24 protein-coding genes and 2 tRNA genes are annotated in these 22577 nt (G+C 64.6%); 18 read left to right on the forward strand and 8 right to left on the reverse strand.

Going from position 1 to position 22577, the window contains the following annotated elements; all coding sequences use genetic code 11:
- Positions 1 to 144 precede the first annotated feature (144 nt).
- Together SSO01S_RS03080 and SSO01S_RS03085 are read right to left on the reverse strand one after the other, a co-directional pair.
- Positions 145 to 408 carry a hypothetical protein gene (locus tag SSO01S_RS03080; RefSeq protein WP_066794956.1) on the reverse strand — a complete coding sequence of 88 codons (264 nt, stop codon included), beginning with the start codon at positions 406 to 408 and terminating at the stop codon, positions 145 to 147.
- Positions 405 to 626 carry a hypothetical protein gene (locus tag SSO01S_RS03085; protein ID WP_066794959.1) on the reverse strand — a complete coding sequence of 74 codons (222 nt, stop codon included), beginning with the start codon at positions 624 to 626 and terminating at the stop codon, positions 405 to 407. Before SSO01S_RS03085 ends, SSO01S_RS03080 begins: the two co-directional genes overlap by 4 nt.
- Positions 627 to 863: 237 nt before the next feature.
- Here SSO01S_RS03085 and SSO01S_RS03090 point away from each other — a divergent pair, with 237 nt between their 5' ends.
- The gene (locus tag SSO01S_RS03090) at positions 864 to 1262 is read left to right on the forward strand and encodes a glycine zipper 2TM domain-containing protein (protein WP_066794961.1); all 399 of its coding nucleotides are present in this window, start codon (positions 864 to 866) and stop codon (positions 1260 to 1262) included.
- Positions 1263 to 1330: 68 nt separating this feature from the next.
- On the opposite strand, the gene SSO01S_RS03095 is transcribed toward SSO01S_RS03090, so the two are convergent.
- Positions 1331 to 1404, reverse strand: a tRNA-Cys gene (locus SSO01S_RS03095).
- Between the two features lie 166 nt (positions 1405 to 1570).
- Between SSO01S_RS03095 and SSO01S_RS03100 the strand changes: the two genes are divergently transcribed.
- The 10 genes from SSO01S_RS03100 (at position 1571) to SSO01S_RS03145 (ending at position 15372) form a co-directional block, all read left to right on the forward strand.
- The gene (locus SSO01S_RS03100; RefSeq protein WP_157073605.1) at positions 1571 to 2251 is read left to right on the forward strand and encodes a protein-L-isoaspartate O-methyltransferase family protein; all 681 of its coding nucleotides are present in this window, start codon (positions 1571 to 1573) and stop codon (positions 2249 to 2251) included.
- An 18-nt stretch (positions 2252 to 2269) separates the two neighbouring features.
- A complete protein-coding gene (locus SSO01S_RS03105) occupies positions 2270 to 3841 on the forward strand; it encodes a TolC family outer membrane protein (protein WP_066794964.1) in 1572 nt (523 codons plus the stop codon).
- Between the two features lie 36 nt (positions 3842 to 3877).
- Complete coding sequence (locus SSO01S_RS03110) at positions 3878 to 4354, forward strand: DUF2497 domain-containing protein (RefSeq protein WP_066794966.1); 477 nt, start codon at positions 3878 to 3880, stop codon at positions 4352 to 4354.
- Between the two features lie 144 nt (positions 4355 to 4498).
- Positions 4499 to 6526 (forward strand): S9 family peptidase, encoded by a 2028-nt coding sequence (locus SSO01S_RS03115; RefSeq protein WP_066794970.1) that lies wholly within the window; start codon positions 4499 to 4501, stop codon positions 6524 to 6526.
- A 485-nt stretch (positions 6527 to 7011) separates the two neighbouring features.
- Positions 7012 to 9792, forward strand: coding sequence for a valine--tRNA ligase (locus SSO01S_RS03120; protein ID WP_066794973.1), 2781 nt, complete (start codon positions 7012 to 7014; stop codon positions 9790 to 9792).
- A gap of 115 nt (positions 9793 to 9907) precedes the next feature.
- Complete coding sequence (locus tag SSO01S_RS03125) at positions 9908 to 10948, forward strand: choice-of-anchor A family protein (RefSeq protein ID WP_066794977.1); 1041 nt, start codon at positions 9908 to 9910, stop codon at positions 10946 to 10948.
- 39 nt (positions 10949 to 10987) lie between these two features.
- The gene (gene hemB / locus SSO01S_RS03130; RefSeq protein WP_066794978.1) at positions 10988 to 11974 is read left to right on the forward strand and encodes a porphobilinogen synthase; all 987 of its coding nucleotides are present in this window, start codon (positions 10988 to 10990) and stop codon (positions 11972 to 11974) included.
- Positions 11971 to 12510: a GNAT family N-acetyltransferase gene (locus SSO01S_RS03135; RefSeq protein ID WP_083942809.1), complete on the forward strand. Its 540-nt coding sequence runs from the start codon at positions 11971 to 11973 to the stop codon at positions 12508 to 12510. Before hemB ends, SSO01S_RS03135 begins: the two co-directional genes overlap by 4 nt.
- Entirely contained in the window at positions 12507 to 13028 is a 522-nt protein-coding gene (locus tag SSO01S_RS03140) for a GNAT family N-acetyltransferase (protein WP_066794980.1), read from the forward strand. Before SSO01S_RS03135 ends, SSO01S_RS03140 begins: the two co-directional genes overlap by 4 nt.
- A 58-nt stretch (positions 13029 to 13086) precedes the next feature.
- Positions 13087 to 15372: a fused MFS/spermidine synthase gene (locus SSO01S_RS03145; protein WP_066794982.1), complete on the forward strand. Its 2286-nt coding sequence runs from the start codon at positions 13087 to 13089 to the stop codon at positions 15370 to 15372.
- A gap of 12 nt (positions 15373 to 15384) precedes the next feature.
- On the opposite strand, the gene SSO01S_RS03150 is transcribed toward SSO01S_RS03145, so the two are convergent.
- On the reverse strand, positions 15385 to 15876 hold the full coding sequence (locus SSO01S_RS03150; protein WP_066794984.1) for a hypothetical protein: 492 nt from the start codon (positions 15874 to 15876) through the stop codon (positions 15385 to 15387).
- Between the two features lie 84 nt (positions 15877 to 15960).
- On the opposite strand from SSO01S_RS03150, the gene SSO01S_RS03155 reads away from it, so the two are divergent.
- Positions 15961 to 16037, forward strand: a tRNA-Arg gene (locus SSO01S_RS03155).
- Positions 16038 to 16148: 111 nt separating this feature from the next.
- Here the strand turns inward: SSO01S_RS03155 and SSO01S_RS03160 are convergent.
- The 4 genes from SSO01S_RS03160 to SSO01S_RS03175 all read right to left on the reverse strand — a co-directional run bounded on the left by SSO01S_RS03160 (position 16149) and on the right by SSO01S_RS03175 (position 19129).
- Positions 16149 to 16970 carry an NAD-dependent epimerase/dehydratase family protein gene (locus SSO01S_RS03160; RefSeq protein ID WP_066794986.1) on the reverse strand — a complete coding sequence of 274 codons (822 nt, stop codon included), beginning with the start codon at positions 16968 to 16970 and terminating at the stop codon, positions 16149 to 16151.
- Positions 16967 to 17422, reverse strand: a complete 456-nt coding sequence (locus tag SSO01S_RS03165; RefSeq protein WP_066794988.1) for a MarR family winged helix-turn-helix transcriptional regulator — start codon at positions 17420 to 17422, stop codon at positions 16967 to 16969. The genes SSO01S_RS03160 and SSO01S_RS03165 overlap by 4 nt, the downstream gene beginning before the upstream one ends.
- A 116-nt stretch (positions 17423 to 17538) precedes the next feature.
- A complete protein-coding gene (locus SSO01S_RS03170) occupies positions 17539 to 18843 on the reverse strand; it encodes an ATP-binding protein (RefSeq protein WP_066794989.1) in 1305 nt (434 codons plus the stop codon).
- A 73-nt stretch (positions 18844 to 18916) separates the two neighbouring features.
- Complete coding sequence (locus SSO01S_RS03175) at positions 18917 to 19129, reverse strand: hypothetical protein (protein ID WP_066794990.1); 213 nt, start codon at positions 19127 to 19129, stop codon at positions 18917 to 18919.
- Between the two features lie 181 nt (positions 19130 to 19310).
- On the opposite strand from SSO01S_RS03175, the gene SSO01S_RS03180 reads away from it, so the two are divergent.
- The 6 genes from SSO01S_RS03180 (at position 19311) to SSO01S_RS18055 (ending at position 22326) form a co-directional block, all read left to right on the forward strand.
- Positions 19311 to 19496, forward strand: coding sequence for a hypothetical protein (locus tag SSO01S_RS03180; protein ID WP_066794991.1), 186 nt, complete (start codon positions 19311 to 19313; stop codon positions 19494 to 19496).
- Positions 19493 to 20194 carry a hypothetical protein gene (locus tag SSO01S_RS03185; protein ID WP_066794993.1) on the forward strand — a complete coding sequence of 234 codons (702 nt, stop codon included), beginning with the start codon at positions 19493 to 19495 and terminating at the stop codon, positions 20192 to 20194. The genes SSO01S_RS03180 and SSO01S_RS03185 overlap by 4 nt, the downstream gene beginning before the upstream one ends.
- A 118-nt stretch (positions 20195 to 20312) precedes the next feature.
- Positions 20313 to 20834 carry a methyltransferase domain-containing protein gene (locus SSO01S_RS03190; protein WP_066794998.1) on the forward strand — a complete coding sequence of 174 codons (522 nt, stop codon included), beginning with the start codon at positions 20313 to 20315 and terminating at the stop codon, positions 20832 to 20834.
- Between the two features lie 39 nt (positions 20835 to 20873).
- Positions 20874 to 21269 carry a hypothetical protein gene (locus SSO01S_RS17460; protein ID WP_157073606.1) on the forward strand — a complete coding sequence of 132 codons (396 nt, stop codon included), beginning with the start codon at positions 20874 to 20876 and terminating at the stop codon, positions 21267 to 21269.
- Between the two features lie 289 nt (positions 21270 to 21558).
- Positions 21559 to 21699: a hypothetical protein gene (locus SSO01S_RS17810; RefSeq protein WP_218000324.1), complete on the forward strand. Its 141-nt coding sequence runs from the start codon at positions 21559 to 21561 to the stop codon at positions 21697 to 21699.
- A gap of 396 nt (positions 21700 to 22095) precedes the next feature.
- Positions 22096 to 22326, forward strand: a complete 231-nt coding sequence (locus SSO01S_RS18055; protein WP_157073607.1) for a DUF551 domain-containing protein — start codon at positions 22096 to 22098, stop codon at positions 22324 to 22326.
- Positions 22327 to 22577: the final 251 nt, after the last annotated feature.

Below are 22577 nucleotides of genomic sequence, written 5' to 3' on the forward strand. Positions count from 1 at the left end.
CGGGCTGCGGGCGTGGCTTCCGATCAACGCGACAGCTTTTCCTGTGTGGCGCGGTGGACCCCGGCACAAGGCCGGGGTGACGAATTGGAGGAGTTGGCGCTCCGCGTTGTTTGGGCGGCGGAGTGAGTCCCGCGCGCTCCGGGGCTATTCTTTCAAAGCGACCTGGATCATGGCGCTCCAGATTTCGGCGGGGCTGCTGCCTGCGCCCTGGCCGGCATGCACCATCGCGGGGGTTGGCTCGCGGAGGGTGCGGAGGACGGCGCGGGCGCGGTCGATCTCTTCGCTCCATACGGCATCGACCATGCCGCTGGCGCTGCTATCCTCACCCTGAGCGTTGGCGCTCAGGGCTTCGGCTGCGATCACGCGGGCGACGCGCTCGACGGGCGAAGTTACGGACAGGTCGGTCATGCGGCGAGGGGCACGCTGCAGGGGCGGTTGCGCAGCGCGCTGATCCCGGAGACGCCACCGGCGATCAGGGGCAGGGCGGTGGCGCAGAATGCGCATTCGGCGGTCATGCGCCCGAGCATCCACTGCGAATTTCCGCAGCCGGGACAATGGTTGGTTTCGTTCGGACGATAGGCGACTCGATAGCCGGAATGGGCTTGGCGGATTCCGAAATCGTACATGGGCCGTCTCCCTTACCAATCGTGGAATCAACGGGCGGGAATCGTGGTTTGTTCCGCAGACGGGTCGTAACGGGATCGGCCAAGCGTGGTTTCCGGGCGGCGAGTGGCGCGGATGCAACAGCGGACGGGCGTTAGGTGAACGTTGGCTAACAGCATCGTTCAGGATCGTTGCACCTCCGCAACCCTAGAAGCGGTCCAACGGGCACGCCCAACGGTAGGCCCCGGAGGAGAATGACGATGAAGAAGCTTTTCGCAGCCGCACTGACCGCCAGCGTCGCCCTCGCGGGGTTTTCGGCTACTCCCGCCGCCGCGCAGGACCGCTATGGCTATTCGCAATATGACAGCCGCGGCTATCAGCGCGATTATCGCCGCTACGACAATTATGACCGCCGCTATGACGATCGCGGCTATCGCAACCATCGCCGGGCCCCGCAGCGTTGCGGCAGCGGCACCACCGGCGCGATCGTCGGCGGCGTGCTGGGCGCGCTGCTCGGCGGCGAGATCGGCCGTGGCAGCGGCTATTACGACCAGCGCAGCGGCACCGGCACGATCGTCGGCGCGGGCGCAGGTGCGCTGCTGGGCCGGGAGATCGATCGCGGCAATTGCAACAACAGCCGCCGCGGCTATCGCCGCTAAGGCGCTGGGGCCGAATCGAAAAGCGCCCGCGGATTGCTCCGCGGGCGCTTTTTCGTGTCCGGCATGGATGGAGGCCCGACCGGGAATCGAACCCGGGTGCAAGGATTTGCAGTCCTCTGCGTCACCACTCCGCCATCGGGCCATCCGGGCAGGCGGCGGGGAATGCGCAGGGCACTTGCCCGCTGTCAACATTGCACTGCAAAAATTGCGGCTTACTTTGCTTGGCGAGATGGTTCGGAGGCGATACAAGCGCCGAAACCAACAAGTGTATTGCATGGCTAACACGGCTGTGCGACAACAGCGGAGTTATGATGACCCCCTCGGTTGAATCCGCGCCCGTCGAAGCTGATCGCGAGGCGATGCGCCATGCCATGGTGGCAAGCCAGCTGCGGACGAACGCAGTCAGCGACGCGCGCGTCGTTGAGGTGATGGCGCGTACGCCGCGTGAAGCGTTCCTGCCGCCCGAGCACCGCGCGATCGCCTATCGCGATACGCTGCTTCCGTTGGGCAATGGCCGCAAGCACAACAGCCCGCTGGCGACCGCGCGGCTGCTGACCGAGGCGCAGGTGCGCGCTGAAGACCATGTTCTCCTGATCGGCGCGGCGGGCGGCTATGCTGCGGCGCTGCTTTCGGGGCTGGCGGCTTCCGTGGTCGCGCTGGAGGAGGATGATTCGCTCATCGCCGTGGCGCGCGGAGCGCTGGCGGGTTTCGCCAATGTCGAGTTGGTCAGCGGCCCGCTGAACCAGGGTTGGGCGGCGAAGGCTCCCTATGACCTGATCGTAATCGACGGCGCGGTGGAACAGCTTCCCGAAGAACTGGTTTCGCAGATCAAGCCCGGCGGCCGCGCAGTCTCCGGCATGGTCGATCGGGGCGTGACCCGGCTTGCCATTGGCCATCGCACGCCGGGCGGCTTTGGCATGGTGGATTTTCTGGACATCGAGTGCGCCATTCTTCCCGGTTTCGTACGCCTACGGACCTTTCAATTCTGATTTAAGAAGACAAAGAAGATGCGATTTTCCACTCTGCTTATAGGCGCGAGCCTGACCGCGATCGCCGCGCCCGCTGCCGCGCAGACCGTGACGACGCGCGCAGGCACCGAGAAGACCGTAACGGTGACGACGTCAGCGCCGGCCCCGCAGCCGACGACGACGCTGCGCGACGCGCTGGTCGCCACGTACAACACCAATCCGGATCTGCAGGGCGAGCGCGCCACGCTGCGCGCCAATGACGAGAATGTGCCGATCGCGCGTTCGCAGGGGCTGCCCGGCGTCAGTTCGTCCGCAGGATTCAGCAACGGCATCTATGACACCGATTCGAACCCGCTGGCGCCGTCGCGCCGCGGCACGCTGGGTCTGGATGTGTCGGTGCCGCTCTATAGCGGCGGATCGGTGCGCAATTCGGTGCGCGCGGCGGAAACCCGGGTCGAGGCGGGGCGCGCCAATCTGCGCGGCGCCGAAGCCGAGATCTTCACGCAGGCGGTGACCGCCTATGTGGACGTGCTGCGCGACGAATCGATCGTGCGCCTGAACCAGCTCAACGTGCGCGCGCTGACGGTGAACCTGCAGGCGACGCGCGACCGCTTCGAAGTGGGCGACCTGACCCGCACCGACGTGGCGCAGTCCGAAGCGCGGCTGGCGCTGGCCGAGAGCCAGCTCCGCCAGGCCGAGGCGCGGCTGATCGGCAGCCGCGAGAATTATATCCGCGTGATCGGCATGCCCCCCGGCGTGCTCGCGCAGCCGCCGGCGCTGCCCAACCTGCCCGACGACGTGACCGTGGCCGAGGATACGGCGCTGGCCAACAATCCGAACCTGGAAGCCGCGCAGAAGAACCGCGACGCGACCAAGTTCGACATCGACGTCGCCAAGGCCGGGCGCCTGCCCAAGGTAAGCCTGGGCGTGGGCGGCGACTATTATAATTATCTGGGTTCGGTGCCGAATCAGGCGGCGCTACCCGCGGGCTCGCGGACGCCGGCTGACGGCTTTTCGACCACGCTCGGCGCGAACCTGACGCTGCCGCTGTTCCAGGGCGGCCGTCCGGCTGCGCAGGTTCGCCAGGCGCAGGCCCGGCGCGCGGCCGCGATCGAAGGCGTGACCTTCGCCGAACGCGGCGTGATCGCGCAGGCCCGCTCGGCCTTCGCCACCTATAAATCGGCGCTGCGCGTCATCGAATCGTCGCGCGTCGCGGTCGAGGCCAACCGGCTTTCGCTGGAAGGCGTTCGCGCCGAGAACAGCGTGGGCACGCGCACGATCCTCGACATCCTCAATGCCGAGCAGGAGTTGCTCAACGCGCAGGTCAATTATGTGACCGCCGAGCGCGACGCCTATGTCGCGGGCTTCACCCTGCTTGCAGTGATGGGCCGCGCCGAGGCGGAGGATCTGGGGCTGGAAGGCGGGCCGCTCTACGATCCGGTCGCGAATTACAAGCGCGTGCGCGGCAAGAGCTGGGACTGGAGCGATGACAAGGACCCCCAGGCGGTGGGCACCAGCACGCGCGGAACCCCGACCCAGAGCCCGGCCGTGACCGCTCCGCTGGACCCGCTGTTGCAGCGCCCGGTTGACACGACCGGTACAAATCCCTGATTGAGCGCTCCGGGGCTATTTGGGAGTAGGCACCGGATGGGGGATATCAGCACCGAGCCGTCGATGGAGGAGATCCTCTCGTCCATCAAACGCATCATCGCCGAAGAGGGCGATGCGGCGGTGGCTACGCGTACCCGCAGAGGGCGCGGCACCGGCGCACCCGCGCCGCGCGCCGACGTGGACGAAGTGCTCGAACTCAGCGATCCGGTTGCCGAAGAACTCCCTGTAATACCGCAGGAAAAGCCGATGCCAATGGGTTCGCCGACGCCGCCGGAGCCCGTGCGGGCTGCGGAGCCGATCCTTTCGGACCGCACCGCCGAAGCGACGCGCGTGCCGCTCGAGGCGCTGTCGCGGATGGTCGTGAAGCCCGACGTTCCGGGATCGGATACGCTGGAGGGCATGGTTCGCGAGATGCTCAAGCCGATGCTGAGCGAATGGCTGGACGCGAATCTGCCGCGCGTTGTCGAATCGATGGTCGCGAAGGAAATTTCGCGGATTACCGGGCGGGACTGATCACAGTCCGGCATCCCAGCGAAAGCTGGGATCTCGTGAAGCAAGAACGCCCCAGCGGCTTGAGACCCCAGCTTTCGCTGGGGTGACGGTTGGTGGCCGCTGGTGGATTGTAACTCCTGCAACCATCTGCTTTAGCTGCGGGTCATGAAGCATCTCCTCCTTGCGGGCGTTGCGCTCGCCTTCGCCGCCGTTCCCGCCACGGCCCGTGACCTCACCATCGCAGACGTGGCGCAGCTATCGCGCGTCGGCGCGCCGACCGTGTCGCCCGACGGCAAATGGCTGGTGTGGCAGCAGCGCGAGACCGACCTGACCGCCAATCGCGGGCGCTTCGACCTTTGGAAGCTCGACCTGACGAAAAAGGGCGCGGTGCCCGAGAAATTGGTGGCCGAGGCGGACGTTAACGAAACCGGCCCGCAATTCGGTGCGGATGGCCGCATCTATTTCCAATCGGACAAGGGCGGTGATGACAGCGTGCGCGCGATCGCGGTCACCGGCGGCGAGCAGGCGGTGGTCGCGACCCCCGCGGGCGGGTTCAGCGGGTTCAAGCTTTCGCCCGATGGGAAGAAGCTGCTGGTCTGGGCCGATCGCAGGCCCGGCGCGCCTACGATCGTGCCCGCGCAGGTCAAGAAGGCCGAAAACGCCGGATCGGCGCGAATCTATGACCAGCTCTTCGTGCGCCACTGGGACACATGGTCGAATGGCGAGCGCTCGCAGCTTTTCGTGCTGCCGGTTTCCAACCCGACCCAGTCGATCGCGCTCGCGCCGCAACTGATCGGCGACACCCCGTCCAAGCCCTTTGGCGGCGGCGAGGAACTGGCGTGGAGCCCGGACAGCAAGACCGTCTATTTCACCCTGCGCGAGGCGGGGCGGATCGAGGCCATCTCGACCAATCTGGATATCTTTTCCGTACCCGCCGACGGATCGGCCGCACCGGTGAACCTGACTGCGGCCAATAAGGGCATGGACAATCTCCCCACCGTTTCGCCCGATGGCAAATGGCTCGCTTATTTCTCGATGGAGCGCGCGGGCTATGAGGCCGACCGGCAGGTGCTGATGCTGCGCGACCTGACGACGGGCACGACGCGCGCGCTGACCAGGGATTGGGACCGGTCGGTGGCGAGCATCAACTGGGCACCGGACGGCAAGACGATTTATGTGACCGCGCAGGACACGCAGGAAGAGCCGATCTTCATGGTCGATCCGAAGAGCGGCAAGGTAACGCGGCTGACCCAGCAGGGCGTGGTATCGGCGGTGGTGCCTACGCGGAACGGCGTTGTTTTCAGCATGAACAGCCTGACCGCGCCCGACGATTTCTATCGGCTGAGCGGCAAGACGCAGGAGCGGCTGACCTCGGTCAACGCGGCAAAGCTGGCGGGCGTGGACTTCCCCAAGGTGGAGCGCTTCAGCTTCACCGGCGCGAACAACGATCAGGTCTGGGGCTATGTCGCCAAGCCGGCGAGCCTGAAGGACGGCGAGAAGGCTCCGGTGGCGTTCATCGTCCATGGCGGGCCGCAGGGATCGATGAACAATAGCTGGTCGTACCGGTGGAACCCTGCGGTGTTCGCGGGCGCGGGCTATGCGGTGGTGACGGTCGATTTCCACGGCTCGACCGGATACGGCCAGAAATTCACCGACGACATCCGCAACAATTGGGGGGGCTGGCCGCTGGAGGACCTCCAGAAGGGGTTGGCCGCGGCCGAGCAGAAGTTCACCTGGCTCGACGGCAACAATGCCTGCGCGCTCGGCGCTTCCTATGGCGGCTATATGATGAACTGGATCGCGGGCCAGTGGCCGGACAAGTTCAATTGCCTCGTCCAGCATGACGGCGTGTTCGATGCGCGCGCCATGGCTTACGAGACCGAGGAACTGTGGTTCGACGAATGGGAGCATGGCGGCAAGACCTATTACGAAGATCCCGCCGCCTATGAGAAATGGAACCCGGTGAACCATGTCGACAAGTGGAAGACCCCGATGCTGGTGATCACCGGCGAAAAGGACTTCCGCATCCCCTATACCCAGGGGCTGGCGAGCTTCACCGCGCTCCAGCGGCGCGAGATCCCGTCGAAGCTGGTGGTGTTCCCGGACGAGAACCACTGGGTGCTCAAGCCCAAGAACTCGATGCAATGGTATGGCGAGGTGCTGGGCTGGATGGGGAAGTGGACGGCGAAGTGAGCGTCGCGCGGGCGTCCTCGCGGCATGAGATCCCAGCTTTCGCTGGGATGACGGCGGGGTGAGGGGAGCGAAATGCTTCGTCGCCCCGGCGGAAGCTGGGGCCTCGCGCCGCAAGTGCGTCCTCGTGGCTTGAGATCCCAGCTTTCGCTGGGATGACGGATGGGGGAGGCGAAATGCTTCGTCGCCCCAGCGGAAGCTGGGGCCTCGCGCCGCAAGCGGGTCCTCGTGGCTTGAGATCCCAGCTTTCGCTGGGATGACGGGTGGGGAGGGCGAAGTGCTTCGTCGCCCCAGCGGAAGCTGGGGCCTCGCGCCGCACGTGCGTCCTTGTGGCTTGAGATCCCAGCTTTCGCTGGGATGACGGGTGGGGGAGCGAAACGCTTCGGCGCCCCAGCGGAAGCGGGTCCCCACGGGCTGAGATACCAGCTTTCGCTGGGATGGCGGTGGGTGGCTTGTGCATGTCGTGCACACCTCGCTAAAGCCGCCGCATGTCCGAGCTTCCGAAAACCTTCGACCCCGCCGAAATCGAATCCCGCTGGTATGGCCATTGGGAAGACAAGGGCCTGTTCGCGCCCGAGCGGCCGGGTGCCGATCCCTGGACCCTCGTAAATCCGCCGCCCAACGTGACGGGCAGCCTGCATATCGGCCATGCGCTCGATAACACGCTGCAGGACATTCTGGTCCGCCATGCCCGGCTGAAGGGCAAGGATGCACGCTGGGTGGTGGGCATGGACCATGCCGGCATCGCGACGCAGATGGTGGTCGAGCGCCAGCTTAACGCACAGCAACAGAAGCGCACCGATTTCACGCGCGACGAGTTCGTCGCGAAGGTCTGGGACTGGAAGGCCGAGAGCGGCGGTGCGATCATGGGCCAGCTCAAGCGGCTCGGCTGCTCGATGGATTGGGCGAACGAACGCTTCACCATGGACGAAGGCTTTTCGAAAGCCGTGCTCAAGGTGTTCGTGGATCTGTACAAGCAGGGGCTGCTCTATCGCGACAAGCGCCTGGTGAACTGGGATCCGGGCCTGGGCACCGCGATCAGCGATCTTGAGGTCGAGACGAGTGATGTGAAGGGCAGCTTCTGGCGGCTGCGCTATCCGCTGGCGGACGGCAGCGGGCATATCGAGGTGGCGACGACGCGGCCCGAGACGATGCTGGCCGATATGGCGGTGGCGGTTCATCCGGACGATGCGCGATACACGGCGCTGGTCGGCAAGCAGGTGAAGCTGCCGATCACGGGCCGCCTGATCCCGATCGTCACCGACGAACATGCCGATCCCGAGTTGGGTTCGGGCGCGGTGAAGATCACGCCGGGGCATGATTTCAACGATTTCGAAGTGGGCAAGCGCGCGGGCTTCAAGCCGGCCGAGATGCTCAACATGCTCGATGCCAAGGCGCATGTGACGCAAACCGCCGACGGGATGATCCCCGAAGAGTTGCTTGGCATGGAACGCTTTGCGGCGCGCAAGGCGGTGGTCGAGCGGCTCAAGGCCGAGGGCTATCTGATCCCGCATGTCGACAAGGATGGCGCGGAGCATGACGCCGAGCCGCGCGTGATAGCGACACCCTTTGGCGATCGTTCGGGCGTGGTGATCGAGCCGTGGCTGACCGATCAATGGTATGTCGATGCGGCGACGCTGGCCAAGCCGGCGATCGAGGCGGTGCGCTCCGGCGCGACCAAGATCGTGCCGAAGAGCTGGGAGAAGACCTATTTCAACTGGATGGAGAACATCCAGCCATGGTGCGTCTCGCGGCAGCTTTGGTGGGGGCACCGGATTCCGGCTTGGTTTGGGCCCCACACCAACAACGGCGCGTTGATCCCTTCTTTCGACACCAAGCACTTCGTGGCGAATGACGAAGCCGAACTAATCGCTCTTGCTCGCGAGTATTATGGTGATCGTGAGATTGTGGTCACGAGTCGTGACGAAGCTGCCGCCTATGCCAGCAACATAGACCAGAAGAAGGTCCTCCTCTGGCAGGACAATGACGTCCTCGATACCTGGTTCTCCTCCGCGCTCTGGCCGTTCGCGACGATGGGTTGGCCTGACGAGGGCGAATGGCGGAACCGTTATCCCAATGACGTCCTGATCTCCGGTTTCGACATCCTGTTCTTCTGGGATGCGCGGATGATGATGCAGGGTTTGCATTTCCTGAAGGAAGTGCCGTTCAAGACTTTGTATCTCCACGGTCTTGTCCGCGCGCCGGACGGGGCGAAGATGTCCAAATCGAAGGGCAATGTGGTCGATCCGCTGGGTCTGATCGACCAATATGGCGCGGATGCGCTGCGCTTCTTCATGGCGGCGATGGAAAGCCAGGGCCGCGACATCAAGATGGATGAGCGGCGTATCGAGGGATACCGCAACTTCGCGACGAAGCTGTGGAATGCGGCGCGCTTTGCCCAGTCGAACGGGATCGGCGCGAGCAGCACGATCGAGCCGCCCGCGGCGGAGCTGGCGGTCAATCGCTGGATCATCGCGGAGACGGTGGCGACCGTGCAGGCGCTCGATCTCGCGCTGGCCGACCTGCGCTTCGACGAGGCGGCGAACACGATCTACCAGTTCACCTGGAGCCGCTTCTGCGACTGGTATCTGGAGCTGATCAAGCCGGTGCTGCAGGGCGAAGGCGCGGAAGGCGCTGACGAGACGCGCGCGGTGGCAGGCTGGGTGCTCGACCAGATATTGGTGATGCTCCACCCGTTCATGCCCTTCATCACCGAAGAGCTTTGGTCGAAGATGGGAACGCGAGAGCGCGAGCTGATCGTCGCGAAGTGGCCGATGGCCGATGCGCGCGCGCTCGATCCGGAGGCGGCGAAGGAGATCGACTGGCTGATCCGGCTGGTAAGCGAGATCCGCGCGGCGCGGACCGAGCTCAACGTGCCGCCAGGGGCGCGGCTGCCCATCCATGTGCGCGATGCTTCGGCGGAGACTTCGGCGCGGCTGGTGCGTCAAACGGCGGCGCTGGCGCGGCTTGCGCGCGTCGATCAGGCCGAAGGCGAAGCCCCAGCCGGCGGGTCGCTCCAGATCGTGGTGGACGAAGCGACCTTCGTGCTGCCGATCGCGGGCGTGGTCGATCTCGAAGCCGAGCGCGTGCGCCTGACCAAGGCGATCGCGGCGGCGGAGAAGGAGCGGGATGGGCTGGCCGGGCGGCTGAACAACCCCAGCTTCGTCGAGCGGGCCAAGCCCGAGGCAGTGGAGAAGGCGCGGGCCGACCATGCGGAAAAGGCTGCCGAAGCGGAGCGCCTGTCTGCGGCTTTGAGCAGGCTTGGCTAAACGGAAACGGATGTGTCCGGCAGCGGGACGCTGGTTAACCATTTTCGCGGATTACACTGTTGCTTACACCGGTGTAAGCGGCGGTCGATTTTCAATAGATCGAGTGCCGCGTACCATGCGTATCAAGACCCTTCTCGCCATCGGCGGCGCGTGCATCGCGCTCGCCGCCAACCCGGCGTCCGCCCAGATTACCGGCGTCGATGCGTTGAAGGAGTGGAACCTGATCGTGCTGGGCGACCTCCAGTCCTCGTCCGAGGTGGAAGGGCGCACGTTCGTGGGCGGCAATCTGAGCGGCAATTCGTCCAACTACAACATCAAGGAGCCGGCGAAGTCGCAATATGGCACGCCGGGCCTCACCGTGGTCGGCAATGTCGATGGCGGGCACAAGAACCTCAACAACGGTTCGGGCGCGGTGATCGGCGGCAACGTCAATAGCGGGTTCAACCTCAACGGCGCGCCCCAGACGGTGAAGGTCGGGGGCACGATCTCGAACACCAACGTCAACCAGAACACGGTGCAGTCGGGCCTGGGCACCAGCGACCCTGCGTTCCGCATCGGCCTGGAGCAGCAGAAGAGCCTGCTGACCTCCAGCATGGGCAACCTTTCGACCGACATGAAGGGGCTGGATGCGAACAGCCAGCTCACGATCAGCGGCAATCGCGGCACGTTCAACGCGCAGCCGGACGCGAAGGGCGTCGCGGTGTTCAACATCAGCAGCGCCGATCTCGACAGGATTGGCGAGATCCAGTTCAACCTGAATGGGGCGGACACCGCGATCGTCAACGTCAGCGGCACCAATATCAACCTGAACGACAATTTCCTGGGCGGCACCAAGGGGCTTGGCGAGCACGTGATCTGGAATTTCCCGGACGCGACGACGCTCAAGTCGAGCACGGCCTGGGGCGGCTCGGTGCTGGCTCCAAATGCGGCAGCCAATACCGGGAACTATATCGAGGGATCGGCGGTGTTCGGCAGCCTTGTCCAGAACGGCGAATTCCATCTGGGCACCTATACCGGCGGGTACACCCCGCCGGGCACGCCCCCGGGCGGCGGGACGCCCACGCCGGTTCCGGAAGGCACGGTCGGCCTGTTCGCACTGGGCGCGGCCGGGCTGGTCGCGATGCGCTGGCGGCGCCGTCGCAAAGCCGCCGCCTGAGGCTTGCCTAGCCGGGCAGCGTGCCGCAAAAGCCGCGCGATGAGCCAATATCCTGCACTACGCCTTCGTCGCACCCGCGCTTCCGCGTGGAGCCGCCGGATGCATGCCGAGACCGTGCTGACCCCTGCGGACCTGATCTGGCCGCTCTTCGTGACCGAAGGCGACGCAGAGGAGCCGATCGGATCGCTTCCGGGCGTCTCGCGCTGGTCTGTGGCGGATATTGCGAAGCGGGCGAAAGAGGCCGCGGCGCTGGGCATTCCCTGTGTTGCGCTGTTTCCGAACACGCCCGCCGGGCTGCGCAGCGAGGATGGGCGCGAGGCGCTTAACCGCGATAATCTGATGTGCCGGGCGATCCGGGCGATCAAGGATGCCGTGCCGGAGATCGGCGTGCTCACCGACGTGGCGCTCGATCCATATACCGCGCACGGGCATGACGGGCTGGTCGATGCGAACGGCTATGTGCTGAATGACGCGACCGCCGAGGTGCTGGCGCAGCAGGCGCTGGTGCAGGCGGAGGCAGGATCGGATATTGTTGCTCCGAGCGACATGATGGACGGGCGGATCGGCCTGATCCGCGAGGCGCTGGAGCAGGGCGGGCACGTCAACGTGCAGATCATGGCCTACGCCGCCAAATATGCGTCTGCATTCTATGGCCCGTTCCGCGACGCCGTCGGGTCGCGCGGGCTGCTGAAGGGCGACAAGAAGACCTATCAGATGGACCCCGCCAATGCCGAGGAAGCGCTGCGCGAAGTGGCGCTCGACATCGCCGAGGGCGCAGACAGCGTGATGGTGAAGCCCGGGCTGCCCTATCTCGACATCATCCTGCGCGTGAAGAGCGAGTTCCAGGTGCCGGTGTTCGCGTATCAGGTGAGCGGCGAGTATGCGATGATCGAAGCGGCGGCCGCTGCAGGGGCGAGCGAGCGCGAAGCGCTGGTGATGGAGACGCTGATGGCGTTCAAGCGCGCGGGCTGCTCGGGCGTGCTGACCTATCATGCGCCGCTGGCGGCCAAGCTGCTGGGGGCATGAGCCAGCCCGCAGCGATCCGCACCGAACGGCTGATCCTGACGGCGCCCGAAGCGCGCCACCGGGACGCGCTGCTGCGCATGCTGAGCGATGCCGATGTGATGGCGCAGCTGGTGCGCGATCCCACGATCGAGAGCGCGCGGGCCAGCCTCGACCGGCATGAAGGCTATCGTGCGCAGGGGCTGGGCTTCTGGGCGGTGGAGCATGACGGCGCGGTGATCGGGCTGTGCGGCCTCAAGCCCGGAGCAGAGGACCTGCCGATCCGCGGCGAACTGGAGATCGGCTGGATCTTCGACAAGCCTTATTGGGGCAAGGGGCTGGCCGGAGAGGCCGCGCGGGCCGCGCTCGACTGGTCGTGGGCCAACCGCCCCGAGAAGCGCGTCGTGGCGATCACCAGTTCGGAACATGCCGGCAGCCGCGCGCTGATGGTGCGGCTCGGGATGCGGCATCTGGCCGATATGGATTTCGAGCATCCGCTATATGCGGCCGACGATCCGATGCGCCGCACCGTTGTCTATGCCGTGGATCGCCCGGCATGATTCAGAGCGAGCGGTTGATCCTGCGCGGTTGGGAAGATCGCGACCGCGAACCCTTTCATGCCATGGGGCAGGACGAGCGCGTAATGGCGACGCTGGGGCCGCTGCTGTGGCGGGAGGAAACCGACGCACTGATCGATCGCTTCCAGGGCATATTGGCCGCGAATGGCTTCACCTTCTGGGCGATGGAGCGGCGCACGGACGGCGCGTTCCTGGGCTTTTGCGGGCTCAAGCCCGGCGCGGCCGATACGCCGATCGAAGGCGAGGTCGAGATCGGCTGGCGGCTCGCCTTCGAGCATTGGGGGCAGGGTTATGCGCGCGAGGCGGCGCAGGCGAGTCTCGACTGGGCGTGGGCGAACGGCGTCGAGTCGGTCGCCGCGATCACGCATAATGGCAATGTGCGCAGCTGGGGCCTGATGGAGCGGCTGGGCATGACCCGCTGCCCAGAAGATGATTTCAATCATCCGCTGGCGATCGACCGGCTGAAGCCGCACGTCACCTACCGAATCAGGAAGCCTTGACGTTCATCGCGGGGCAAGCCAGCGCGGCTAAGCCTTAAGGGCGGGGGAGTATTTGCGCATGATCGACGAACGCGAAGCCGAGGCCCCACCCCGTAACCGGCTTCACTGGCTGTTCGTCGTCGCGATCCTGACCGGGTCCTTCCTGCTCTTCCTGGTCCAGCCGATGGTGGCGCGGATGGCGCTTCCCAAGCTCGGCGGCGCGCCGGCGGTGTGGAACTCGGCCATGCTGGTCTATCAGGCGCTGCTGCTGGGCGGATATGCCTATGCGCACTGGCTGGGGCGGGTACCGCCCCGGATGCAGGCATGGATCCATCTGGGCGTGCTCGCGGTTGCCGCCTTCTGGCTTCCCATCGGGCTGATTGCGATGGACCTGCCCGCCGATGCCGAGCCGGCATTTTGGGTACCGTGGCTGTTCGGTGCTTCGATCGGGCCGCTTTTCTTCGCGATCTCGGCCCAGGCGCCGTTGCTCCAGCGCTGGTACAGCGTGGCGACGGGGGGGCGCGACCCGTATGCGCTTTATGCGGCATCGAACATCGGCAGCTTTGGCGGGCTGATAGCCTATCCCGTGCTGGTCGAGCCTGGCTTCGCGCTGAAGGGGCAAAGCTGGCTGTGGACCATCGGCTATGTGCTGGTCTTCCTGCTGATCGCGGGCTGCGCAACCATGTTGCCGCGCGGTGCGGCAGGGGAGAAGCACGTTCCGCACGACAGCGCACCCCCGTCGCGGTTGCGGGTGCTGCACTGGATCGCGCTCGCCTTTGTGCCGTCTGGCCTGATGCTGGCGACCACCACGTTCCTGACCACCGATATTGTCGCGGTGCCGATGCTGTGGGCGCTTCCGCTGGGCCTGTATCTGCTGAGCTTCTCGGTCGCGTTTTCGGACAACCGCACCTTCCCCGATCTGCTCGCCAAGTTCGCGCCGGTGACGATCCTGATGTTCGGCGCGACGATGATCGCGGGGCATCAGGGCCTTGCTTACATGAACGCGCTGATCGGGCTGCTGCTGCTGTTCATGGTGGCGATCTCCTGCCACGCGCGAATGTATGAGCTGCGGCCCGCGCCGGATCGGCTGACGGGCTTTTATCTGGCGATGTCGGTGGGGGGCGCGCTGGGCGGCGTCTTTTCCGGACTGCTCGCGCCGATTATCTTTGACTGGACCTATGAATATCCGCTGCTGATCCTGGCGGCAGGTGCGCTGGTGCCGCAAATATTCCTGGTCCCGGCGATCGGCCGTCTGTGGCGCGGCACGCCGCAGCAGGTGCGGATGAAGTTCTTCGCGGCTGCTCTGGCGGTGATGCTGATCGGGTGGATCGGCATCACGAACCCAGGCGGCATGCTCGGCGAAAAGCACGAGCAGATCGCGTTCCTGGCAGTGGCGGTGATCGGCCTTCTCGCGACCGGGAAGCGCGCCCCCTACATGGTGGCGCTGGCGGGTGCCCTGTTCCTGTTTGGCGGGTATCGTTCGATCCAGATGTCGCTCAGCGACGCGCGTACCCGCAGCTATTTCGGCGTCTATACCGTCACCGATTCGCGCGAAGAGCGCACGCTTGCGCACGGCACCACCGTCCACGGCGTGCAGCTGAAGGGAGAACGCTCGCGCCAGCCCACCACCTACTATGTCGCGGGATCGGGCGTGGGGCAGGCGATGCTGGCTGCGCCGGAGCTATATGGGCCAGCCGCGCGTATCGGCGTGGTCGGGCTGGGGAGCGGTACGCTCGCCTGTTACGCGCAGCCAGGCCAGAGCTGGCGCTTCTATGAGATCGACCCTGAGGTTGTTTCGCTGGCGCGAGATTCGGGCAAGTTCACCTTCATTCCGCAATGCCTGCCCGATGCGCGGATCATCATCGGTGATGCCCGGTTGCGAATCGCGCAGGCGCCCGCCAACGAGTTCGACCTGCTGGCGCTGGACGCTTTCTCGTCCGATGCGGTGCCGATGCACCTTTTGACGCGCGAGGCCTTTGCCACCTATGGCCGCGCGCTAAGCCCCAAGGGGCTGTTGCTCGTCCATATCTCCAACCGCTTCATGGCGCTGGCGCCGATCGTTGCGGCGGCGGCGCGCGACGGCGGCTGGCACGCGATGCGGATGTCGTACACGCCGGATCAGGAGTTTGTCGCCACGGCAACGCTCGACGGCAAGACCGCGATCGAGCAGCAGGACATGGACGCGGGCAGCGAATCGGAATGGATCGTACTGACGCGCGACCGGGGCACGCTGGACAAATTGGTGATGCGCGGGGGTGGCTGGCGGCGGATGAAGCCCTATCCGGGCTTTACGCCCTGGACTGACGACTATGCCTCTGTGCTGCCCGTCATGCGCGCGCTACACCCGTCGCTGCGGAACGATTAGGGCCGCTTTCGGCTAGGCGCCCGCCAGCGCCGCTTCGAGCGCTCCCGAGCGATCCTGCTGCGCGGTCGACAGCGCCTCTGCGCGCGCTATCGCGGCATCGAGCGCGGGATAAGGTGGCAGCCCGGCCACGCCGCGATCGATTGCCATCTCCTCCAGGTCAGAAAGAAGGGTGAGCGCCGGTGCGCGCAGCGTATCGAGCGTGGAGAGCGCCGCCTGCGCGTCGAGCCAGCGTTCCGACCCCTCGGGCAGGCCGCGCGCCACGGCGATCTTCGCCTCGGCATCCTGCGCGCCGGCATTGAACGCCGCAGCCAGCGAATCGAGCTGCCCGACCAGATCGGCGATCTTCTTGTCGAGCGCCGCGTCCGGCGTCGCCACCGGCACCGGGCGCACCGGCTCGGCAAGGCTTTGCGATTCGGCCGCGCGGGGCAGCAACGAGGGGTGGCGCGTGGCGCTCTGGGTGCAGCCTGCAAGGGCGGCAAGGGCGATCAGGACAAGGCTGCGCATGCCCGTTCGTCTATGCCCATGCAAAAGGTCGCGCAACGGGGTTGCACTATCCGATTTCCGCTTCTAATGACGCCCCTCCAATGCGCGCCCGTAGCTCAGCTGGATAGAGCATCAGACTACGAATCTGAGGGTCGGACGTTCGAATCGTTCCGGGCGCGCCAATTGGAAAACAAAACCCCCGCCGGGCAAATCGCCCGGCGGGGGTTTTGTTTTATGGCCAATGCGCTGTGCGACATAGCGGAACGCTTCCCCGGTACCGCGCGGCCGGGACGCTAGAAAATGTTCTGCATTTTCGCGTGGTGAACGGTGGGAATGGTCGGGTAGAAACCCAGACTACGCGCCCGGCTATTGTCCATATGAAGGTGCCATGGGTTGGGCAGAGGCTCCGACGATGGTTGCATTTCCACGCCAATCAGTTCGAACAGCTCGAAAAATGAGGTCGGGGCATCGTCGGAAATATTGACGACATGACCGTCCAGTGCGCCCGCAAGCGCGAGGTTTGCCGCCGTTGCGATGTCGCGGTGGTGGACCAGGCTCATACGGGCGGCGGGGTGGAATGCTGCCTGGCCGGAGGCGACATATCGCGGGAGCGATTCCAGATGACCGTCCGCCTCGCCATAGACGAAGCCGAATCGCAGAATTGACCAATTCAGCCCGCTTTGACGGAGTTCGCGCTCGGCTGCGAGCTTGCTGGCGGGGTAGGCGAGCTGGGGATCCACCGGATCATCCTCCCGCCCGGGACGCGGCGCGTTCCTGGCGTAAATGTTGCTGGTGCTCGCCATGATAAAGCGCGCCGCTGGAGCATGCTCCTTTGCGGCATGGATCAGGTGGCGGGTTCCGTCGAGATTGGCTCTCCAGATCGCGTCGTTATCGGGGGTTCGAAACAACGCCGCCAGATGAAGAATTGCGGAAACACCCTGCACCGCGCTGACCAGCGAAGCGGGATCGGCCAGATCGCCATACGCGGCCTCGACCCCTGGCGGCGCGCTTTTTCCCCGACGCATAAGGGTGCGGCAGTTCCATCCCGCCTCTAGCAATCGTGGAAGCAGCCGTGTTCCCACGAGGCCCGTCGCACCGGTCACCAAGATCGTCATGTCCGATCTCCTTTCAATGAGAGGTTGGTCAAACGTTCGGTGGCGATGCTGAGCACGCGAATGGCGGCGGCGATGTCGGCTTCGGGGATCTCTCCAAAGGCTGTTGCGTGGATCAGCGTCTCAAAGTTGGGAAGTTGGTCCCAGAGTGCTTTTCCCGCGTCTGTCATTTGCAACATCTTGCGGCGCGCATCCCGCTCCACCGGAACTTGCTCGACAAGGCCTTTACGGACCAATTCGCGGATGATGACGCTCAGCGTCGCCCGCTCGACTTGCAACAGGTCGACCAGATCGCGCTGCATCATGGGCCCGCTCAGCGCGAGATGATGCAGGACAAACCATTGTGTTGAGCCGATATCATGGGCCCGTAGTGCGGCGTCCATGACGGCGCGGCCAGCGAAGTAGCAGCGCTTGGTGAGGCTTGCGAGCAAGCTATGATCATGTTTGTTAGGCATCAAACAAAGATGTTTGGTCCCTAACAAAGAGTCAAGCGCCCAACGAGGCAATGCAAAGCAGAACCCCCGCAGGGCGCTTTGCCCGGCGGGGTTCGGCTTTCTGGTCTTCCCGGAGATCAGGCGGTGGGCGGATTTGCCGGCAGGATCACCGTGACGCGCAGGCCGCCGATCGGCGAGCGGCTGGCTTCGATGCGGCCGTGATGCGCTTCCACGATGGCGCGCGCGGTGGCGAGGCCCAGGCCGGACGCTGCGGCTGATTCCTCCGGGCGGCTCGAGCTGCGGTAAAATGGCTCGAACAGCCGCTGCGCCAGCATCACGTCGATTCCCGGGGCATTATCGTCGATGATCAGGCGCCACGCATCGCGCGAGCTTTCCAGGCCGAGCACGATTCGGCCGTTGCGCGGCGTATAGCGCAGCGAATTATCGATGAGCGCGCCGAACAATTGCTCGATCCGCGCGCCATCCCACTTCACCAGGATCGTATATTCGGGAAGCGTGCTGGTCTCCAGGCGGACATGCAGCCCCTCGGCGCGCGTCTTGTGGGTCCAGATCGCATTGTGGATCAGCGCGCGGGGATCGACCTGTTCAAACGTAACCGGCAGGCGGCCGAGATCGGCGAGGGCGATGGCGCTCAGATCCTCGGCCATATGAATCAGCCGGTGCGTGTCTTCCTCGATGCCGGTGAGGAGTTCGGGCGGGAGTGGCGGCTCGACCTTGCAGAGTTCGATGAAATGCTCGCCCATATTCTCGGCGGGGCGCTTGAGCTCGTCGGAGATCGAGACGAGCCAGGTGCGGCGTGCGGTTTCGAGGCGATTGAACTGGCTGGCGATGCGATGGAGGTTGCGCATCGTGGCCACCGTTTCGGGTGGGCCCTCCTCTTCGAACTCGATTTCGTGATCGCCGTGCACGACTTCGCGGCTGAGCCGATAGAGCTCAAGCTGCGGCTTGGTCCAGCGTCGCGCGAAGACATAGGCCGCGACCAGCATCGCGGTGAATAGCGCGAACACGATCAAGCCGATGCCGCCATATTGGATCGCGAGATAGCGCCGGTCGGCGTCGGTCAACTGCGCCGGGCTGACAAGGCGGGCAGTCGCGATCGTGCGGCCTTCCACCTGGACCGGGCGCTCCATAATGGGGGCGCCGCCGGGGCCTGCGATCAACTGGCCCTCTGCGTTCACCAGTGCGACGCGGCCGCCAAGACGCTGCGGATCCAGCTCATTGACCAGTTGATCGAGCGGACGGCCAGCGCGGGCCGCCTGCGCGGCGGCGAGCGCGAATCCCTCCAGCCGGTCGCGGTCGCGCGCTTCCACCTGGAATGCGCTGGTCTGATGCAGGAACAGCACCAGCGCGCCGCCTGGCACCACCGAGACAAGCAGTGCCTGCGCGGCGAGTGTCGTGAAAATTCCCGGAAACAGGCGCAAAATCTACTCCCCATCGCCCATTGGGCCGCCCATCAACCGGGTAGCGCCCCGCGTGACCCGGCACAATCGCGGATCATTCCACAACATCGAAGCTGTCCAAAATCCTGCCCCCTGCCATGAACACCGCAATCGGGCACAATGCGAAGAACACGAGTCCCAGCGTGCCTGGATAGAGCTTCATGTAATGCACCCCCCGCTCGGTGGCACCGACGGCCAGGCCATAGATGATCAGATAGGCCTCGAACTTGGTCTTGATCGTGAAGAGGCGGGTTATGCGAGAGAACATGCGCGAGTGTTACGCAAGCGCCGGGCCAATCGCAGATTCGCGCGATTCCGCGTTAACCGGGATGGTTACCTGTAAATTTACCCGACGGCACGGTTTTCCGCCGTTTCTTGTCGCTGGGTGTGGAAAACGCGCGTCCAAACGCACTGAGGGCGCGGGCTGATTGGAAAACCGGGGTGGGGCTGTGACGGTCGCTTTGGACGTGGAGCGGCTGCTCCTGACGGCTGCCCGTAGGCACGCCCTCGCAGACGAGCATGAGGCCAAGGCCGTCGAGATTATCGAGGCTGGCGATCCTGCGCTGGTTGAGCGCGCTGCGGCCCATTTCACGATTGCAGCCAGCCTGCGCGGCCGGGCCAGGTTCGTCTCGTGATGGCGCTCGTCTATCACGGCACCCCTCTGTCGCCACGCGAGGCGCTTATCGCAGCGGGCGCACGCGCATATTGCGTCAGCTTCTTCCGCCCCGATAGCGTCAATGACGTGGAGGCAATCGCGCCCTTCATCATGTACGACAACGGGGCGTTTTCCTACTGGATGCAGGCTGTTCGCGCGGGCGTAGATCCGATGGACGCCGGCCGCTTGGATTGGACCCCGTATTATGAATGGCTGGCTGATCGCCTATTTCGTCCTGGTCGCTGGGCCGTTGTCCCTGATCGTCCCGCGGCACCTTCGCAGATTAACGATGGCCTCCTCAACGAATGGCCGTTCGGAACGTCTCGCGGCGCGCCTGTTTGGCATATGGACGGGCCTCTGGATCGTCTCGCTCGCCTATGTGAGCGGTTTGATCGCGTCTGCCTTGGCTGGATAGGCGACACGAAGCGAGAGCCGGTGGGTTGCGATGCCTACCGCCGGCGCATGGACGAAGTGGCCGCCCTTATGGGCAATAGCTGGCACCCATTGCACATGCTGCGCGGCGTCGCAGTCGGCGGGGACTATCCGTTCCTGAGCTGTGACAGCACCAGCCTTGCCCAGAACCACCATCGCTATCGCCTGCGCCTGTTCGCCGGGACCGCCGACGAATGGTCGGGCGTGCGCGCTTACGCCGACAAGCTCGAAAGGCTCGCAGCATGACCGCTGTCCCCATCATGACGCCCGCTTCTCTCAGAGGCGGGGTGAAGTGGAAAACTTCTGACGCGCCCATGGCTCTCCCTCCCCAGGCCACTGGGCGCGGTTTCGCGCGGGGGGATTTGTGAGCCACTGGGAGGCAGCCAAAGGCGCGTCCGACGAATGGTACACGCCGGCCTATATTTTCGACGCGCTGGGCGAAATGTTCGACATGGACGTTGCAGCACCACGCCTGATCCCCTCGTGGGTTGGCGACAGGCTGGTTTGCCAAAACCCAAAAGGCGATCGCCGCTGGCTTTGGAAGGACAGCCTTGAATCTTCATGGAACGGCTTCATCTGGATGAACCCGCCATTCGGTGGGCGCAACTCTGTGGTTCCTTGGCTCGATAAATTCTTCGCACACGGCAACGGCATCGCACTCACGCCGGATCGTACGTCGGCAGGCTGGTTTCAAGGCGCATGGGCGCGCGCCGATCTGGCGCTGTTCATGCCTAAGGTCCGGTTCATCCGGCCCGATGGCTCGACAGGGGACCAGCCAAGCAATGGTACATGCCTTTGGGCGGCTGGCGAGCGCGCGTGCACCGCTCTTCGTCGCGCGGCGCCTGCGCTCGGTATTCTCGCTGCCCCCGTGAAAGCAGCAGCCTAACCCTCCCTCCGGCATTGGCCGCGCTTGGGAGGGGAATGAATGAAGGAGAATGATGTGAGCCGCTTCTCAGACTTGCCCGTGGATGAGCTTGAGCGGCGGCGCCTCAAGTCGATTGGCGTGATGGAAGAGCGGGCTCGCAGTGATTTCGAGCGCCACTATCAAGAGCGATGCGACCGCTTTTACTGGGGACATGGGCGATGCTGCGCGGGATGCGATCATTGGTCTAGCGAAGCCGGTGATTTCGGAGAGTGCATGTCTGCACCACCAGTTTCCGGGGCAGATGTAGTGCGTAGCTTGGGTTTCACCTTTTGCAGCTACACACCGCCACCAGGGCAGCCATTCACGAAGCGCGACCACGTGTGTGGGGCGTTCAAAGACGACTTCGATTGGCAAACTCTTGATCCTGAATATCGCCAGCGGATCGGTGCGCCATGACCGCGCAAGTCGATGAGCGCGCGGAGCGCTGAGACCGCTCGCGGGCTCAGTCCCGCAGGGACGCCAGCGCGGTGCCCGTCAGGGCATGCGTCCGAACCCCCAACCCTAGCCTTCGGGCTATGAAGCTGTAGGATATGGGAATGAGTGGATTAGCCAATCAGTGCGTTATGCTGTTTGCGCCGTCATTGGCGTTCGTCGGTCTGATAATGATCGGGATATTTGTCGCTGGGTTTAGCCTGGGAACCCTCTATCGATCGCATCGCTACAATCGCCGCGACGCAGGCGATACATGACCCGCGCCGGCGAGAAGCTTTACGGAGATTGGAACCGCCAGATGAACCGAGAGGGTGTATTATCCTCGCGCCGGTTCTGGATTGGGCTCGGGGTGATGCTGGCGGTTATGGCTGCTGTGTTTGGGGTGGTGGGTTAGTCGCCGCCCCAGCCTTCGATCGCGTCATAGTATGGAAATGCCATTCCCGTTCTCCTGTTGCTCCAATCGAACTATTCGGAAACTCCGAATAGTTGCTCCATGGGGAGCGATGCTGCGGCGGCCAAATCGGCGATCTTGCCTATCTCTCGAAGTGCCCAGGGGCCCTTATCAACAAGCAACGCCGCAGCACCAGTGCTATCAACCGTTACGCGGACCAGTCGTCGGGCTCTCCCAATCTCTGGCAACCGGGGCGGATTTTCCCGGCCTCTTACTTCCGCGCTCGCAAAGCATTGACCAACTGCGACGGATGCGCCCGCCGGAAGGTTGCCTGACAGCCCCGCACAATATGCCAGAAGCCCGCTCGACTCGCAACCGAAAACATGGTAGCCGGGGTGCATGGCTGACTGGCAACCAATCGACACCGCACCAACGTGGCAGCCTGAGCAGGGTGCTAATATCGCGCTTGGGAGACCGGAAGTTATCCTCGGCTGGGCAGGGTCGACGACAGTTCTTCTGGGGTATTGGCACCCCGATAGAAAAGGCGGCGGTTCTTGGGAGACTTGCGGGACGGGCTTAGTTGCGGCGCATCCTACACATTGGATGCCGATGCCTGTGCCACCGGCCTAACCCGGCCCACAACTACTCCATCAACCACTGCTTAGCTCTCGCCTCACTCCACAGAGGCCGAAATACCGGGGAACAGTAGTAGAACCTGTTCCACCCCTTGCACCCCGGCGAGATCCGGCAAGCACACCGCCGATCGATAAGCGAGTAATCCCGCCCCAGCGCGTCACACAGTGCTGCTATGTCCAGATCCCGGAAGCCGCATGACTTGGTGCAGAGCGCGCGGACCTCAGTGCCATGATCGAGCATTGCGC

It is taken from the genome of Sphingomonas soli NBRC 100801 (assembly GCF_001591025.1).
In the GTDB taxonomy this organism is placed as follows: domain Bacteria; phylum Pseudomonadota; class Alphaproteobacteria; order Sphingomonadales; family Sphingomonadaceae; genus Sphingomonas; species Sphingomonas soli.